Below are 14,752 nucleotides of genomic sequence, written 5' to 3' on the forward strand. Positions count from 1 at the left end.
GACCCGTAGTGATCATCGTCTCGACCGCGACCCGGCTCGTGGGGTCGCCCTTGAGCATGGCGTCGAGGATGGCGTCGCTGATCTGGTCGGCGATCTTGTCCGGGTGACCCTCGGTGACCGACTCGGAGGTGAACAGGCGGCGGGACATCTTCACTCCTCGGGATTCATGGCGCGAGATCCGATTCTCGCGTCCTGGTCTCAAGCTCGGCTGGAGAACGTCTACAGGCGGCACGTCGCGCGATCACCGGGTGCTGTGAGAGGGCGTCGCCGCGGCGGCGGCGGACCGGTGATGATATTCGCCTGAGAAAAGCAAGGGCCATCGTGCGAATGGCGCTCGCGCGATGGCCCTTGCCCGCGTGGGGACTTACCGCGAAGGAAACCAGCGACCAGAGACATCACCTCTTCATGCGGTTAAAAATCCTTGCAAGCTCGATTGATTCGATGCTAGACCGGGGCCGAACCCCGCTGAAACCCCAGTGCGACCCCTACCGTCCTTGCCGGGAATAGCCGCGTTATCGACCGCGTCCCCACACCCGTTTGAACGGGCGTTTGACGCGCACGGCCCGATCACCGCGGCCACGTTATCCCACGGCCGGCCGTATTACCGCCACCGGCGCCGCGGCACGGCACGCGCGGCCGCGCCGGGCCGTGCAGGACCGTCGCGGCCGCGGCCCCGAGGCGACCCCGGCACCCCTAGGCGGCGATATTCTTCCGAGGATAACCGCCTTCATGGCGGCCTTTTCACCGTGGAATATGGCCTGGTTGCCGTGCCCGCCGGGCTGTACCATGCGAAGATAAGTGGTCAAGGTCGGAAGAAGGGCGATCGGAGCCGCGAGGCTCCGCCGCATGCCCGAGCATGCGATCCACTCAAGACCAGAAGGCCGTCCCCCTGAGCGGACGCCCGGCACTGGTCTTGAAGACCGAGAGCGTGAAGACCTTTGCGTGGGCCCGCGGGTTTTCTGGCAAGGAGTCAGCAGGTGGAGTTCCGGATCCTGGGGCCGCTCGAGGTGGTCGCGGGCACTGAACAACTGGACATCGGGGGGACGCGGCAGCACATCACTCTGGCCAACCTCCTGCTCGACGCCAACCGCGTCGTGACGGTCGACCGGCTCGCCGAGGCGATCTACGGCATCGACCTGCCCCCCACCGCGCGCGCCCAGGTACAGATCTGCATCTCCTCCCTGCGGCGGCTGTTCGCGGCGCACGGCGGCGCCGACATCATCACCACCCAGTCACGCGGCTACGTGATCCGCGTCGACGAGGGGCGTCTGGACGCCCAGCGCTTCGAGGCCCTGTCGCTCCGGGCCCGGCGCGCCCGTGACTCCGGAGACATGGACCAGGCGGTGCACGCCTACCGCGAGGCGCTGGCCCTGTGGCGCAGCGATGAGGCCCTGGACGGCATCGACAGCAGGCCGGTGCAGTCGGCGGCGAGCCGGCTGAACGAAGAGCGGATCACGACCAACGAGGACTGCATCCAGCTCGAACTCGATCTCGGCAGGCACGAGGCGCTGATCGGCGAGCTGACCCTGCTCGTCGAGCGCTATCCCTTGCGCGAACGGCTGCGCGGGCAGCTCATGCTGGCGCTGTACCGCGCCGATCGCAGGGCAGAGGCGCTGCAGGTGTACCGGCTCGCCCGCGAGACCATGATCGAAGAGCTCGGCATCGAGCCCAACGAGCAGCTCCAGCGTCTCGAACACGCCATCTTGACCGCCGCCCCCGGCCTCGACCCGCCGGGCAGGCCGGCCACCGTCGCCGCCCAGCCGCCGCCCGCGGCCGCGCCCATGCCCGTGGCGGCGCCCTTCATGCTGCCCAGCGCCATCGCCGACTTCACCGGGCGCAGGAAGCAGATCGACGCGATCGAGCGCGAGCTGGCGCTCGCCGCCGAGGATCCCGGCCGCTTCGCCGTGCCGATCGTCGTCGTCGCCGGCAAGGGCGGCATCGGCAAGACCACCGTCGCGGTGCACGCCGCGCACACGGTGGCCGACCGCTATCCCGACGGCCGGCTCTTCGCCGACCTGCACGGCGGCGCGTCACGGCAGGCGAGCCCGATTCACGTGCTCGAGCGGTTCCTGCGCACCCTCGGCGTTCCCGGCAACGCGATGCCCGAGAGCCTGGAGGAACGCGCCGAGATCTACCGCGCGCTGCTGGCCGACCGCAAGACCCTGGTGGTCCTGGACAACGCGGCCGGCGAGAGCCAGGTCCAGCCGCTCCTTCCCGGCACTCGTGCTTCCGCGGTGATCATCACGAGCCGCAGCCGGCTGGGCGGGCTGGCCGGCGCGATCCATCTCGACATCGGCATCTTCGACGTCGACCAGTCGATCGAGCTGCTCGAACGCATCGCGGGCGTCGAGCGGGTGCGTTCGGAGATCGAGTCCGCGAGGGCGCTGGCCGAGCTCTGCGGGCACCTGCCGCTGGCGCTGCGCATCGCCGGAGCCCGCCTCGCCGCCCGCCCCCACTGGCGCATCGAGCAGCTCGTGAGCCGCCTCGCGGACGAGACCCGGCGGCTCGACGAGCTGAACCACGGCGACATGGGCATCCGGGCGAGCCTCTCGCTGACCTACGAGAGCGTCGGCGAGGGGGCCAGGAGGCTGTTCCGCCGGCTGGCCATCCTCGACAGCGGGATCTTCTCGGTCTGGACCGGCGCCGCGCTGCTGGACGCGTCGTTCTTCGAGGCCGAGGACCTGTTCGACGAGCTGGCCGACGCCCAGCTGATCGAGGCGGTCGCCGGGCACGGCCCGCACAGCGCATATCGCTTCCACGACCTGGTCCGCGTGTTCGCCCGCGAGTGCCTGGTGGCCGAGGAGACCGCCGCCGAGCGCAAGGCCGCGCTCGGACGGGTGCTCGGCGGCCTGCTGTTCATCTCGCAGGCCGCGCACCGCCGCGTCTTCGGCGGCGACTACGTCCAGATCCACAGCGACGCCGAGCGATGGGTCCTGCCGGACAAACTGACCGCCGAGCTGGTGGCCGATCCCTTCGCCTGGTACGAGAGCGAGCGGCTGTCGCTGGTCTCCGGCATCCGCCAGGCGGCGCAGGCGGGCTTCACCGACGTTTCGTGGGACCTGGCGATCAGCGCCGTCACGCTGTTCGAGGAGCGCGTCTACCTCGACGACTGGCGTGAGACGCACGAGGTCGCGCTGGCCGCCACCCGCCAGGCCGCCGACGTCCGCGGCCAGGCCGCGATGCTGTACTCCCGTGGCTCCCTGAAGCTCACCGAGAAGCGCCTTTCCGAGGCCCGGCACGACTACGAAGAGGCACTGCGCCTGTTCGCCGAGGTCGGCGAGGACGAGGGCACCGCCCTGGTGCTGCAGAACATGGGCCTGCTCGATCGCATCAGCGGCCGGTTCGAGGAGTCGGCGGCGCGCTTCCAGCGGGCACTGGAGATCTTCACCCGCACCGGCGACCAGGTGGCCGCCGCGTTCGTGCTGCACAACCTCGCCCAGCTGCGGCTGGACAGCGGCGACCCCGAGGGCGCCGACGGCCTGCTGTCCGAGGCCCTGGTCCTCAGCCGCCGGGGCGGCAGCAAGAGGCTGGAGGCCCAGGTGCTGTATCGCATGGGCCACACCTTTCTGGAACGGCACGAGCCCGGCCCGGCCGTCGAGGTCTTCGAGACGGCGCTGACCATGGTGCGCCAGGTCGGCGACCCGTCCGGGGAGACGCACGTCCTGCACGGGCTCGGCGTCGCCCTGCTGCGGCAGGGCGACACCGTCCGCGCGGAGGAGGCCCTGCGCGAGTCGGTGCGGCTGGGCAGGAGCGTGGGCGACCGCCTGGCCGAGGGCCGTTCGCTGCTCGGGCTCGGCGACCTGGCGATCGCCCGCCGGGACGCCGGGCACGCCATCGCTCACTGCGAGCAGGCGCTGGCGATCTTCAAGTCGATCAGCACCCCGACCTTCGAGGCGCGCGCCCAGGCGTCTCTGGCCGAGGCGCGGAGCCTGCTCGCGTCCGCCGATCGCCTGGGTGAAACGGGCGAACTGGTAGGCTGACCCGCCTGAGCGCCGAGCCGCGAAACCTTCGGCCGCGCAACGCGTTGCCGCCGCGCGGCGGTCGCGAAGAAGGCGCCGCGGCGACATCGGGCCTCGCGTGTTTTTCACCGCGTCCTTTAACCGCATTGGACGCCGGAATGCGCTCCGCCGCATCTCGCAGAGAGCTATTCTGATCGGCGGCGACCGAATTAGGGTGCGCCGCATGACCGCGGGCGGCGAATACACGGGAAATCCTCGGCCGGTGCGGCGCTGAGCGGCCGTGACTCCCGGGCGGCGCGAAGCCGGTTTTTTATCTCCGCCTCCCCCGCGAGAACCCTTAGTGCCCCGCGCCCTGCCCTAGCCCGGCGGCGGGCCGTCCCGAGAAAGATTTGTGTTGACGCCTCGTGGAACAGCCGCGTCGATACCCTTGGAACGTGATCGCCACGCGAGTGAGGTACGAAAGGTCCCCGGAGGCCGGCGTTTCCGATATCGCCGTTCCCGGCGGGGAACGAAACGCCGCCGGTCCGCCATCCCGGCCGCGGAACGGCGAACGCTCGCGCGCCGGCGACTCCCCTAGGCCGGTCTCCCCCATACCGATCAGTGCGAGCCTGCTCGCCCTCAGCCCCCTGCCGCACCACGAGGGATCATGATCAAGTCCATTCTGCCCGACTTCGTCGCGGCCGCCGACGTGTTCACCGATCCACCCGACCCGATGCTCTTTCCCGAAGAAGAGCAAGTGATCGTCCACGCCGACGACCGTCGGAGGCAGGAGTTCAGCACGGCACGCGTGTGCGCCCACGACGCGCTGCGCAAGCTCGGCGTCCGCCCGAGCCCGGTGCTCCCCGGGCTGCGCGGCGAGCCGCAGTGGCCGACCGGCGTCGTCGGCAGCATCACGCACTGCGCCGGCTACCGGGGAGCGGTCGTCGCCGCGGCGTCCAAGGTGACGGCCATCGGCATCGACGCCGAGCCCAACGAGCCGCTGGTGCCGGGCGTCCTCGACGCGATCTCCCTGCCCGAGGAACGCGAGAGCCTTGCCAAGCTCGGCGCCCGCAACACCCGCGTGCAGTGGGACCGCATGCTGTTCAGCGCCAAGGAGTCGGTGTTCAAGGCGTGGTTCCCGCTGGCCAAGCGGTGGATCGACTTCCAGGACATCCTGATCAACGTCGATCCTGCCAACGGCGACTTCACCGCGTGGCTGCGGGTCGGGGGGCCGCGGGTGCGCGGCCAGCGCATCACCGCCTTCTCCGGCCGCTGGGTCGTCGACGCGGGGCTCGTGCTGACCGCTGTCGTGCTGCCCACTCCGGGGCGCACCGGCTCGCTCCAGCAGGGCATCCGGCGCGCCCCCGTCTATGGGCGGCCGCCCAACGGCATGTGAGCGGGCACGCGGGCGTCGCACGAACGGACCCTCTATCGAATGCCTGTTTGAAAGAGCGCGTACACTGCGGGCATGGACACCTCGTTCCAGGCTTCACTGCTCGACATGTGCGAAGCGGCGGGCCCCGGCCCACTGGGGCCGACGGTGAAGCGCACGCATCTCGCCCACGGCGCGTGGATCGACGTCCGGCCGGCCTGGGTCGCCGGCGCGGACGCGCTGTTCGAGCGGCTGGCGCAGGTCGTGCCCTGGCGGGCCGAGCGGCGCCACATGTACGACCGGGTCGTCGACGTGCCCCGGCTGCTGAAGTTCTACGAGGAGGACGAGCCGCTGCCCGACCCCCTGCTGGAGGACGCCAGACGCGCGCTCGACGCCCACTACGCGGGAGAACTCGGCGAGCCGTTCCGCACGGCGGGCCTGTGCTACTACCGGGACGGCCGCGACAGCGTCGCCTGGCACGGCGACCGCATCGGACGCGGCGCCACCGAGGACACGATGGTCGCGATCGTCTCGGTCGGCTCGCCGCGCAGCCTGCTGCTGCGCCCGCACGGCGGCGGGGGGCCGACGCTGCGCCACGACCTCGGCCACGGCGACCTCGTCGTGATGGGCGGCAGTTGCCAGCGCACCTGGGAGCACGCCATCCCCAAGACCGGGCGCCCCACCGGCCCGCGCATCAGCATCCAGTTCCGCCCCCGCGGCGTCCGCTGACCCCGGCCGGGCCGCCGGGGCCCGCTTCGCTCACGGCCCATGAGCCCGAAGAGGGCGGCGAGCGCCCATCCCCCCGAGAGACGGGTCACGCGGGCTGCGCGGGACCCGTGGACCAGCCGGCGTGACGGGCGAGGGCGATGGCCTCCTTCAGGGCCGCGCGGTCGACGTCGGCGCGCAGGCCGCCGAGCCGCAGCACATGGCCGTCCTCGACGGCGGCGTACTCATGACGGTCGCCACTGGTGCGATACCACCCGACGTCGTCACGCTCGCAGGAGACCTCTCCCTCTGAGAGGTCGTCATCGGCCCGGCCCGCCGCCGAGGCGCCGCCCCCGGGCGGGCCGGCGCCGGGCATGCCCGCCTCGGACGGGCCTGCCTCTGACGAGCCCTCGGGCGGGCCTGCCTCGGGCGCGTCGATGTCATAGGCGCCCGCGCCGGGCGGGTCGTCGTGGTGCACGGGCCAGTGGCGGCAGATCTCGTCGCTGAAGTAGCCGCGGTCGACGCCGAACCACACCTGCCTGCCCTCGGCGGAGATGTAGTAGCTCTGGAAGCCCTCGTCGTTGTAGACGCTCACCGACTGCCTCGCCGGCTCGTATCCGTGCAGGTCCACCACGTACACCAGGTCGGGGGCCACGCCCTGTGCCCTGAGGTCGTCGAACTGGACCCCGGCCAGCGTCACCCCGGTGCCGCAACCTGACAGCAGGGCGAGCCCGGGCATGATGAGCAGGCCGGCACGTCGCATCACGCTGACACTTTCTCCTACGACGCCCGCACCGGCCGGGTCAATGGGCCACCTGAGGCCGGAACAGGACGGACCTTTACCTTCGGCCGGCCTCGACCGGCCCTTCGCCGCCTCCGGCCGTCCCGGCCGTGCCCGTCCGCCCTCGTCGTCGGCGCACCGCGGCGACGCCCTGCCCTCCGCTCGGGTCAGATGAGCATCCAGGAACGGGTGCCGAAGGAGCGGCACGCCCTGGAGGCCACCTCGATCGCGAGATCGAGCGCCGCGGCGAAGCCGTCATGGGTGAGCCGCTCGGCGGGGGCCGCCGCGGCCGGGTCCTCCTCGCCGAGCGCCTGGCACAGCGCGAACGTCAGGGCGCCGTGCAGGACGTCGCCGGCGCCCAGGGTGTCCACGACGTCGACCGGCGGCACAGGACGGGCCCGTACATCGCCGGCGCGCGTCCCGTCGGGGCCCTGCCACAGCACCGGGGCCGGGCCGCGGCTGACGGCCGCCCACCGCACACCGGCCGCATGGAGATGCGCGAGGACGTCTTTCGGTGTCCGGGCGCCGGGCGGGCGGAAGTCGGCGGAGGTCACGGCGACGTCGATGTGGGGCAACAGGGCGGCCGTGCCGGGCTTCCAGCTTCCGCCGTCCAGCACGGTGAGGCGGCCCTGCTCGCGCGCGAGCCGCGCCGCGGTCAGGGCCAGGCGCGGGTGGTGGCCGTCCAGGTGCACCGCCTGGTTCGCCGACACCAGCCGGGCCAGGCCGGTCGGCGGCAGGAGGTTCTGGTGGGCCGCGTTCACCGACACCACCGCGCGGTCGCCGCTGCCGCGGGTCACCATGATCGTGGAGATGGCCGGCGGCCCGGCCTCCTGCGGGGTCACGTCGACCACCCGCACGCCGTGCTCGGACAGGTCGGCGTCGATCCCGGTGACCAGCGGGTGCAGGCCCACTCCGCTGACCAGCGTCGCGTCCCCGCCGAGGAAGGAGAACGCGACGGCCGCGTTGGTCGCGGGCCCGCCGGCCGCGACCGTCTGCGCCAGTGCGGTGACCTTCTCGTTCACCCCTGGCATCCGCTCGACCGACTGCACCAGATCCAGCGTGCACAACCCGGCGAACAGCGCGCGCGACATCGTCATGCCTCACCGTATCCAGGGGCCTCGCGTGGAATCAGGCGGACAACGCGATCCATTCGCCGTGCTCGGCTTCGCGCAACAGAGAGGTGAGCCCTGCGTCGTCGAAGGCGCGATCGATGTCGGCGCGGCCCTCGGTGAAATGGGCCCATCCGTCGTAATGCGCCGGGATGACGATCTGCGCGCCCAGAACGGCGGCGGCCGCGGCCGCGCGCTCGCTGGTGAGCGTGAGGGCGCGGCCGCGATCCTTGGCCGGCACCCGGGCCGCGCCGATGAAGAGCACGGCCACATCGACGCGACCGACCCGCCGGGCGATCTCGCCGACCACGCCGAGCGAGGCGTTGTCACCGCTGACGTAAACGGTCGGGAGGTCCTGGCCCGACAACAGGAAGCCTGTGACCTCGCAGTTCACATGGCCGTCCTCGTCTCGGGCGCCGTCCTGCGGGCCGTGGACGGCCGGCAGGGCGTGGACCTCCAGACGTCCGCCGCCATCGGCCCGCGCGAGTTCGTGAGTGGTCCAGGAGGCGAGCCCGACGGCCGGCGGGCCGAGCCGCCGCGCGGTCGCCGGGCCGGTCAGCAGAACCGGCGCGGCCAGCGCGAACGCGCGGCCGCGCTCGTCGAGGTTGTCCGGATGCAGGTCGTGGCTGACCAGCACGGCGTCCACCTCACCGGTCTCCGCCTCCGAGGCGGCGGGGCCGGCGAGCTTGGTCAGGTAGGACTTCGGCCCCGGGTCGTCGAAGGTGGGATCGGCGACGATGCGCAGGCCACCGATGTCGATCACCGTCGTGGGGCCGCCGAGCACGGTGATCGCGCACGTCTGCCGCGAAGGCCCGATTCGATGCGTCATAGCGATACCTTCCACTTCCCGGCCGGCGTGCCACCACGCGATGCACGTCCACCGGCCTATATGCCCAGGCCACCGCCTGCCCGCCCGCCCCGAGCACCGCCAAGGAGGTCCCTCTCCCCGGGGCCGGGCCGATGGGTCAGGCGTCGTTCTTGGCCTGGTCGTAGCGGCCGCGGGCCTCGACCACCCGCGGCATCTCCTCTTCCAGCCATTCGATCAGGCCGAGCAGGCGGCGGGCCGCCTCCCGGCCGAGCGGGGTGAGGCTGTATTCGACGCGAGGCGGGATGGTGTGCTGGGCCTCGCGGTGGATCATGCCGTCGCGTTCGAGGGCCTGCAAGGTCTGCGCGAGCATCTTCTCGCTCACCCCGTCGACCTTGCGGCGCAGCGCGTTGAAGCGGTAGGAGCCCTCGCCGAGCGCGAGCAGGGCCAGGGTGCCCCAGCGTCCGGTGAGGTGCCCCCATGTCTCCCGCGAGGGGCAGTTCCGGGCGAAGACGTCGTAGATGAGCCGCCCGTGCTCCTCGCCTTGGATGGTGGCCTGCTCGTCCATGTCGGCAGCCTACGCTGTCGTCGCACTGCGTGCGGCACAGTACTGTCTGATGGATGGTACTTTCCAAAAGTTAGTACTAACCTTCAGTCGAGAACGCCGAACCAAGGAGCACACATGATCGTCGTCACCGCCGCCACCGGGCAGCTCGGACGCCTCGTCGTGGACGGACTGCTGGAACGCGTGCCCGCCGGCCAGATCGTGGCGGCCGTGCGCGACCCGGAGAAGGCGGCCGACCTCGCCGCCCGCGGAGTCGAGGTGCGCGAGGCCGACTACGACCGGCCCGAGACGCTGAAGGGTGCCTTCGGCGCGGGGGACGTCGTGCTGCTGATCTCGTCGAACACCGTGGGAAGCCGCGCCCGCCAGCACACGGCCGTCGTCGACGCGGCCGCGGAGGCCGGAGTCGCGCGCATCGCCTACACCAGCGTCCTGCACGCCGACACCGCGACGGTCTCGGTCGCGCCCGAGCACAAGGCCACCGAAGAGCACATCCTCGCCTCCCGCCTGCCGTACACCTTCCTGCGCAACGGGTGGTACACCGAGAATCACGCGGTGGCGATCGCGCAGGGCGCCGAGCACGGCGCGATCTTCGGCAGCGCCGGCGAAGGCCGCATCGCGAGCGCCACCCGGGACGACTACGCCGCCGGGGCGGTCGCCGTGCTGACCGGTGAAGGCCACGAGAACAAGGTCTACGAACTGTCCGGGGACGTCGCGTGGAGCATGCCGGAGCTCGCGGCGGAGATCTCCGCCGTCGCCGGCAAGCCGGTCGCCTACCAGGACCTGCCGGCCGATGAGTACGAGCGGTTCCTGGTCGGCGCCGGCCTGCCCGCCGAGGTCGCGGCCACCTTCGCCGGGTTCGACGTCGCCATCGCCAAGGGCGAGATCGGCGACACCCCCGGCCACCTGAGCGGGCTCATCGGCCGCCCCACCACTCCCCTGCGCGACACCGTGACCGCCGTCCTCAGCGCGTCCTGACCGCGCGCCTCTCCCTCCTCGGCGGAGATCGCCGAGCCGGACGGACCGTCGCCCGCCCCGGACCGGTCAGTCGAGGGCGCCGAGCGTGATGCCCTCGATGATGTGGCGCTGGGCGGCGACGGCCACCACCAGGACCGGGACGATGGTGATGAGCGAGGCCGCCATGATCAGGTTGTACTGGGTGGTGAACTGGCTCTGGAACACCGAAAGCCCCTGGGACAGGACGGCCATCTCCGTGGTGTTCACCACGATCAGCGGGAACAGGAAGTTGTTCCAGTTCTGCAGGAACAGGATGATGGCGAGGGCCGCGACGACCGGCCGGGCCAGCGGGGCGTACACGTTGAAGAACACGCGCAGCTCCGAGGCGCCGTCGATGCGCGCGGCCTCCCCCAGCTCGCGGGGCGTGCCGAGGAAGAACTGGCGGAACAGGAACGCCCCCAGCCCGGAGGCGATGTTCGGCACGATGAGGCCCTGGTAGGTGTTCAGCCAGCCGAGGTCGCCCAGAAGCTGCGACATGGGGACGATGATCGCGCTGAACGGCACCATCAGCCCGCTCAGCGCGATCAGGAACAGCGGCCGCTTGCCCGGGAAGTCCAGCATGGCGAACGCGTAGCCGGCGAGCAGCCCGCTGGCGAGCTGCCCGGCGGTGGCCGCCACGCCGAAGATCGCGGTGTTGAGGTACCACCGGCCGAAGGGGGCCTGCGACAGGGCGCGCCCGATGTTGGACCACTGCGGGTCCCGCGGCCACAGCGGCGCGGCCGGGTTGATGATGTCGGCGTCGGTCTTCAGCGCGCTCACCGCCATCCACGCCAGCGGGAAGGCCACGATCAGCACGGCGAGGCCGAGCAGCGCGTAGACCACGGCGCGGCGGGCGACCAGGCTAGCGGGCACGGTCCACCCGCCCGATGAGCCAGATCTGCATGACCGTGACCAGCAGGGAGATCAGGAACAGCGCGACGCCCATCGCGTTGGCGCGTCCGGTGTCGAACTGCACGAATCCCTCGTTGTAGACGTAGTAGAGGGCGGTCTGGGTGGCGCCGTCCGGACCGCCCTGGGTCAGCACGTAGATCTGGGTGAAGGTCTGCAGGCCGGTGAGCGTGGTCACCACCCAGATCAGCAGGGTGTGCCTTCGCATGATCGGCCACTGGACGTGCGCGAAACGCCGCCAGGCCCCGGCGCCGTCGACGCTCGCGGCGTCCAGCACGTCCCGGGGCACCGACTTCAGGGCCGCCACATAGAGGATGACGTTCTGGCCGAAGAACTGCCACGCGCCGAACGTCAGCACGGCGGCCAGCGCGAGCCCCGGGGAGGACAGGAAGTCGGCCTGCGGCAGGTGAAACGCGCTCAGCAGCCGGTTGATCAGCCCGAACTGCGGCGCGAACATGTTCGCCCAGATCAGCGCGGTGGCGACGACGGGCACCACGAGCGGGATGACGAACGGCGCGCGCAGCCGCGCCACCCCGGGCGCGCGGGAGTTGAGCAGCAGCGCCAGCACCAGGCCGGCGCCCATCGTGAGCACGACGAAGCCGGCGGTGTACACGCCGGTCACGCCGAGCGCGTGGGCGCCGCCCTCGCCGAGCATCTGGGAGTAGTTGTCCAGGCCGACGAAGGCGGGCTCGAAGTCGAAGACCCCGCCGCTGTACAGGCTGCGCCACAGCAGCATGGCCAGCGGCACGAGCGAGAACACCACGGTCAGCAGCACGGTGGGCGCCACGAACGCGTACGCGAGCGCCCAGGCACGGCGGCTGCGCCGCATCAGCCGAGTTTCTTCAGAGCCGCGTCTCCGTCCCGCGCCGCCTTGGCCAGCGCCTCCGCCGGGGTCTTCCGGCCCTTCAGCGCCGCGTTGATCTCGGTCCAGAGACTCTGGGAGATCGCGTTGTAGGCGGGGGTGATCGGGCGGACCTTTCCGGTCTTCTCGGCCTCGGCGAACACCGCGTAGGTCGGGTTCTTGGCGATGTGCTCCTTGAGGGCCGGCTGCTCCAGCTGGGCCGGGTCCGAGGGCAGGCCGCCGCTCTCGACGGCGAGGTAGGCGCCCTGCTCGGGCGTGGCGAGGAACTTCAGGAACTCAAGGCCCGCCTTCTCGGCGGCGGCGTCGGTCTTCAGCAGCGCCGCCACGCCGATGCCGAGGCTGGTGGCGGTGCCGGCCGCGCCCGCGGGCATCGGCGCCACGCCGAAGTCGACGCCGGCCTTCTCGAACGTCGGCACCGCCCACTGCCCGTTCACGATCATGGCGACGGTGCCGCCGGCGAACGCCGGGGCGCCGTCGAAGCTGCCGGCCTGCGCGAAACTGGTGCTCGGCGCCGACCTGCTCTTGACGAGGTCGACCCAGGTCGTCAGGGCCTTGACCCCTGCGGGGCTGTTGAAGGCGGTGGCCGTGCCGTCGGCGTTGAGGAACGACCCGCCTTCGGCGTACAGCATCGGCGCCCAGGCGAAGGAGATCCACTCGGCCTCGCCGAGCGGCACGTAGAAGCCGTACTTGTTCTTGGCGGGATCCGACAGCTTCTTGGCGTCGGCGGCCAGCTCGGCCCACGTCGCGGGCGGCTTGTCGATGCCGGCGTCGGCGAAGGCCTTCTTGTTGTAGAAGAGCACGATGTCGCCCACGCCGGCGAACGCCATGCCGAGCTGGCGGCCCTTGTGGAACAGCGACTCCTTGATGCCGGGGTACAGCGCGCCGGTCTCGGCGGTGAGCTTGCCGTCCAGCGGGATGAGCTTGCCGCTCTGGTCGACGATCGGCAGGTCGGAGGGATTCTGCGTCAGCAGCACCGTGGGGTGGGTGCCGTTCTTCAGCGCTGCGATGACCTTGGGGAGGTACTGGTCGGAGCTGGCTATGTACTGCCCCTTGGCGTGCATGCCGGGGTGGGCCTTGCCGAACGCCGCGTCGATCTCGGCGATCTGGTCGGGCTGCCAGCCGCTCGTCCAGTAGGTGAACGTGCCGCCCGCGGCGCTCGAACCGCTCGGCGCGCCGGCGCCGCCGCAGGCCGCGGCGGCGAGCATGAGACCTGACGCGATGGCGCCGGCGGCGACCCTCTTGCTGATCATCGTTTTCCGTCCTGTCGCTCTCGGGCGCTCCCGTGGGGCGTGCGGCGTGCGGCCGGACGAGGCCGGCCGGGGGATCACGGTCACCTACTTTATAGGTAGGTAAAGAGTAGTTGCGGGGAGTCTCACGATCACCCCTGTACCCCGAAGATCGCCGCCCCTCACCCGTGCCCGCCGCGTGCGCCCGGGGCCGGTCCGGACGGAACTGGCGAGGACGGCCCCGGCCCCGCGCGAGGGCGCGGCCGGGGCACGCGAGGCCGGCCCGGTCAGTGGCCGAAGACGTCGGAGTCGACCGCGGCGGCCTCGCCCCTGTCCAGGGCACTGATCGCCGCCACCTCCTCTGCGGTGAGGGCGAAGTCGAACACGTCGATGTTCGCCCTGACCCGCTCGGGGGTCGCGGACTTCGGCACGGTGATCAGGCCGAGGTCCAGGTGCCAGCGCAGCACGATCTGGGCGGGCGTCTTGCCGTACCGCTCGGCGAGGCCGGTGACGACCTCCTCGCCCAGCGATCCGGCCCCCTGGCCGCCGAGCGGGCTCCACGACTGGGTGACGATGCCCTGGGCCGCGTGGTAGGCGCGGGCGGCCTCCCGGGTGACGGCCGGGTTGAGCTGGATCTGGTTGACGTCCGGCACGACCCCGGTCTCGGCCACGATGCGGTCGATGTGGGCGGGCTTGAAGTTGGAGACGCCGATGGCGCGGACCCGCCCGTCCCGCAGCAGCTTCACCAGCCCCTTCCACGCCTCGACGAAGCGGTCCTCCCGGGGCAGCGGCCAGTGGATCAGGTAGAGGTCCACGTAGTCCACGCCCAGGCGGTCGGCGCTCGCCTGGAACGCCTCCTGAGCGGCCTCGTAGCCGTGCCACTCGCCGTTCAGCTTGGTGGTCACGAACAGCTCCTCGCGCGGCACCCCGCCGGCGCGCAGCCCGCGGCCCACCCCCACCTCGTTGCCGTAGGCGTAGGCGGTGTCGAACAGCCGGTAGCCGGCCTGGATCGCGTCGGCCACGACGACCTCGGCCTCGCTGTCGGTCATCGGGTAGGTGCCGAGACCGATCGCGGGGATCGAGGCGCCATTGACCAGCTTGACGGTGGGAGCGGCGGGTACGGCCATGTGCGGAACTCCTCGGCGACGCTCATGCGCGCATAGTTCGGTCGTTGAGCCAGGTGAGCCACGCCCCGCTGATCAGCGGAGATCAGTGGATCAGTGACGCACAGATGCAATTCCCCGGACGCCGGGTCTATTCCACGGCGCGTTCGCGGCCTCGATCGGCGGGGCCCATCCGGCCCGGGCGCGGTTCCCGCCCCAGGGGGCGGGTACCTCAAGCGAAACTTCGCTTCTCCGACCCGAAAGACATCCCAGGAGTTTGAATGTCAAGCCGTAGCACTCTGAGCGTGATGCGACCAGGCGGTCGTTTCGCTGTAGGGCGTGCCGGTCTTCAGGCAGCCGTGCAGGATACCGACGAGTCGGTTG

Annotated in this window: 13 protein-coding genes; 4 read left to right on the top strand and 9 right to left on the bottom strand. The window is 71.4% G+C overall.

Annotation, left to right across the window (positions count from 1 at the left end):
• Positions 1–148, bottom strand: a 148-nt coding sequence (locus ACFO60_RS40025) for an S-adenosylmethionine synthetase N-terminal domain-containing protein (RefSeq protein ID WP_380826384.1), incomplete at its 3' end; no start/stop codon positions are given.
• Between the two features lie 829 nt (positions 149–977).
• Between ACFO60_RS40025 and ACFO60_RS40030 the strand changes: the two genes are divergently transcribed.
• From ACFO60_RS40030 to ACFO60_RS40040, 3 genes are all read left to right on the top strand, one after another.
• Positions 978–3,980: an AfsR/SARP family transcriptional regulator gene (locus ACFO60_RS40030; protein ID WP_380852510.1), complete on the top strand. Its 3,003-nt coding sequence runs from the start codon at positions 978–980 to the stop codon at positions 3,978–3,980.
• Positions 3,981–4,605: 625 nt separating this feature from the next.
• Positions 4,606–5,334, top strand: a complete 729-nt coding sequence (locus ACFO60_RS40035) for a 4'-phosphopantetheinyl transferase family protein (protein ID WP_380852513.1) — start codon at positions 4,606–4,608, stop codon at positions 5,332–5,334.
• A 72-nt stretch (positions 5,335–5,406) separates the two neighbouring features.
• Positions 5,407–6,039, top strand: coding sequence for an alpha-ketoglutarate-dependent dioxygenase AlkB (locus ACFO60_RS40040; protein ID WP_380852516.1), 633 nt, complete (start codon positions 5,407–5,409; stop codon positions 6,037–6,039).
• 85 nt (positions 6,040–6,124) lie between these two features.
• On the opposite strand, the gene ACFO60_RS40045 is transcribed toward ACFO60_RS40040, so the two are convergent.
• From ACFO60_RS40045 to ACFO60_RS40060, 4 genes are all read right to left on the bottom strand, one after another.
• Positions 6,125–6,781: a hypothetical protein gene (locus ACFO60_RS40045; protein ID WP_380852519.1), complete on the bottom strand. Its 657-nt coding sequence runs from the start codon at positions 6,779–6,781 to the stop codon at positions 6,125–6,127.
• 182 nt (positions 6,782–6,963) lie between these two features.
• Positions 6,964–7,893 carry a PfkB family carbohydrate kinase gene (locus tag ACFO60_RS40050; protein ID WP_380852522.1) on the bottom strand — a complete coding sequence of 310 codons (930 nt, stop codon included), beginning with the start codon at positions 7,891–7,893 and terminating at the stop codon, positions 6,964–6,966.
• A 31-nt stretch (positions 7,894–7,924) separates the two neighbouring features.
• Positions 7,925–8,734 carry an MBL fold metallo-hydrolase gene (locus tag ACFO60_RS40055; protein WP_380852525.1) on the bottom strand — a complete coding sequence of 270 codons (810 nt, stop codon included), beginning with the start codon at positions 8,732–8,734 and terminating at the stop codon, positions 7,925–7,927.
• 136 nt (positions 8,735–8,870) lie between these two features.
• Positions 8,871–9,278 carry a winged helix-turn-helix transcriptional regulator gene (locus tag ACFO60_RS40060; protein ID WP_380852528.1) on the bottom strand — a complete coding sequence of 136 codons (408 nt, stop codon included), beginning with the start codon at positions 9,276–9,278 and terminating at the stop codon, positions 8,871–8,873.
• 114 nt (positions 9,279–9,392) lie between these two features.
• On the opposite strand from ACFO60_RS40060, the gene ACFO60_RS40065 reads away from it, so the two are divergent.
• A complete protein-coding gene (locus ACFO60_RS40065) occupies positions 9,393–10,250 on the top strand; it encodes an SDR family oxidoreductase (RefSeq protein ID WP_380852531.1) in 858 nt (285 codons plus the stop codon).
• Positions 10,251–10,316: 66 nt separating this feature from the next.
• Here the strand turns inward: ACFO60_RS40065 and ACFO60_RS40070 are convergent, their stop codons facing one another.
• The 4 genes from ACFO60_RS40070 to ACFO60_RS40085 form a co-directional block, all read right to left on the bottom strand.
• Positions 10,317–11,141 carry a carbohydrate ABC transporter permease gene (locus tag ACFO60_RS40070; protein WP_380852534.1) on the bottom strand — a complete coding sequence of 275 codons (825 nt, stop codon included), beginning with the start codon at positions 11,139–11,141 and terminating at the stop codon, positions 10,317–10,319.
• A complete protein-coding gene (locus ACFO60_RS40075) occupies positions 11,131–12,006 on the bottom strand; it encodes a carbohydrate ABC transporter permease (protein ID WP_380852537.1) in 876 nt (291 codons plus the stop codon). The genes ACFO60_RS40070 and ACFO60_RS40075 overlap by 11 nt, the downstream gene beginning before the upstream one ends.
• Complete coding sequence (locus ACFO60_RS40080) at positions 12,006–13,289, bottom strand: ABC transporter substrate-binding protein (RefSeq protein WP_380852540.1); 1,284 nt, start codon at positions 13,287–13,289, stop codon at positions 12,006–12,008. Before ACFO60_RS40080 ends, ACFO60_RS40075 begins: the two co-directional genes overlap by 1 nt.
• A 263-nt stretch (positions 13,290–13,552) precedes the next feature.
• Entirely contained in the window at positions 13,553–14,392 is an 840-nt protein-coding gene (locus ACFO60_RS40085; protein WP_380852543.1) for an aldo/keto reductase, read from the bottom strand.
• Between the last annotated feature and the right edge of the window lie 360 nt (positions 14,393–14,752).

Origin of the sequence: Sphaerisporangium dianthi (genome assembly GCF_042654065.1) — a bacterium.
GTDB classification, from domain to species: domain Bacteria; phylum Actinomycetota; class Actinomycetes; order Streptosporangiales; family Streptosporangiaceae; genus Sphaerisporangium; species Sphaerisporangium dianthi.

Coding starts and splice junctions, on each gene's coding strand:
- ACFO60_RS40040 (WP_380852516.1), top strand. CDS start 5,407: ATGGACACCTCGTTCCAGGCTTCACTGCTCGACATGTGCGAAGCGGCG.
- ACFO60_RS40055 (WP_380852525.1), bottom strand. CDS start 8,734: ATGACGCATCGAATCGGGCCTTCGCGGCAGACGTGCGCGATCACCGTG.
- ACFO60_RS40060 (WP_380852528.1), bottom strand. CDS start 9,278: ATGGACGAGCAGGCCACCATCCAAGGCGAGGAGCACGGGCGGCTCATC.
- ACFO60_RS40085 (WP_380852543.1), bottom strand. CDS start 14,392: ATGGCCGTACCCGCCGCTCCCACCGTCAAGCTGGTCAATGGCGCCTCG.
- ACFO60_RS40075 (WP_380852537.1), bottom strand. CDS start 12,006: ATGCGGCGCAGCCGCCGTGCCTGGGCGCTCGCGTACGCGTTCGTGGCG.
- ACFO60_RS40035 (WP_380852513.1), top strand. CDS start 4,606: ATGATCAAGTCCATTCTGCCCGACTTCGTCGCGGCCGCCGACGTGTTC.
- ACFO60_RS40050 (WP_380852522.1), bottom strand. CDS start 7,893: ATGACGATGTCGCGCGCGCTGTTCGCCGGGTTGTGCACGCTGGATCTG.
- ACFO60_RS40080 (WP_380852540.1), bottom strand. CDS start 13,289: ATGATCAGCAAGAGGGTCGCCGCCGGCGCCATCGCGTCAGGTCTCATG.
- ACFO60_RS40065 (WP_380852531.1), top strand. CDS start 9,393: ATGATCGTCGTCACCGCCGCCACCGGGCAGCTCGGACGCCTCGTCGTG.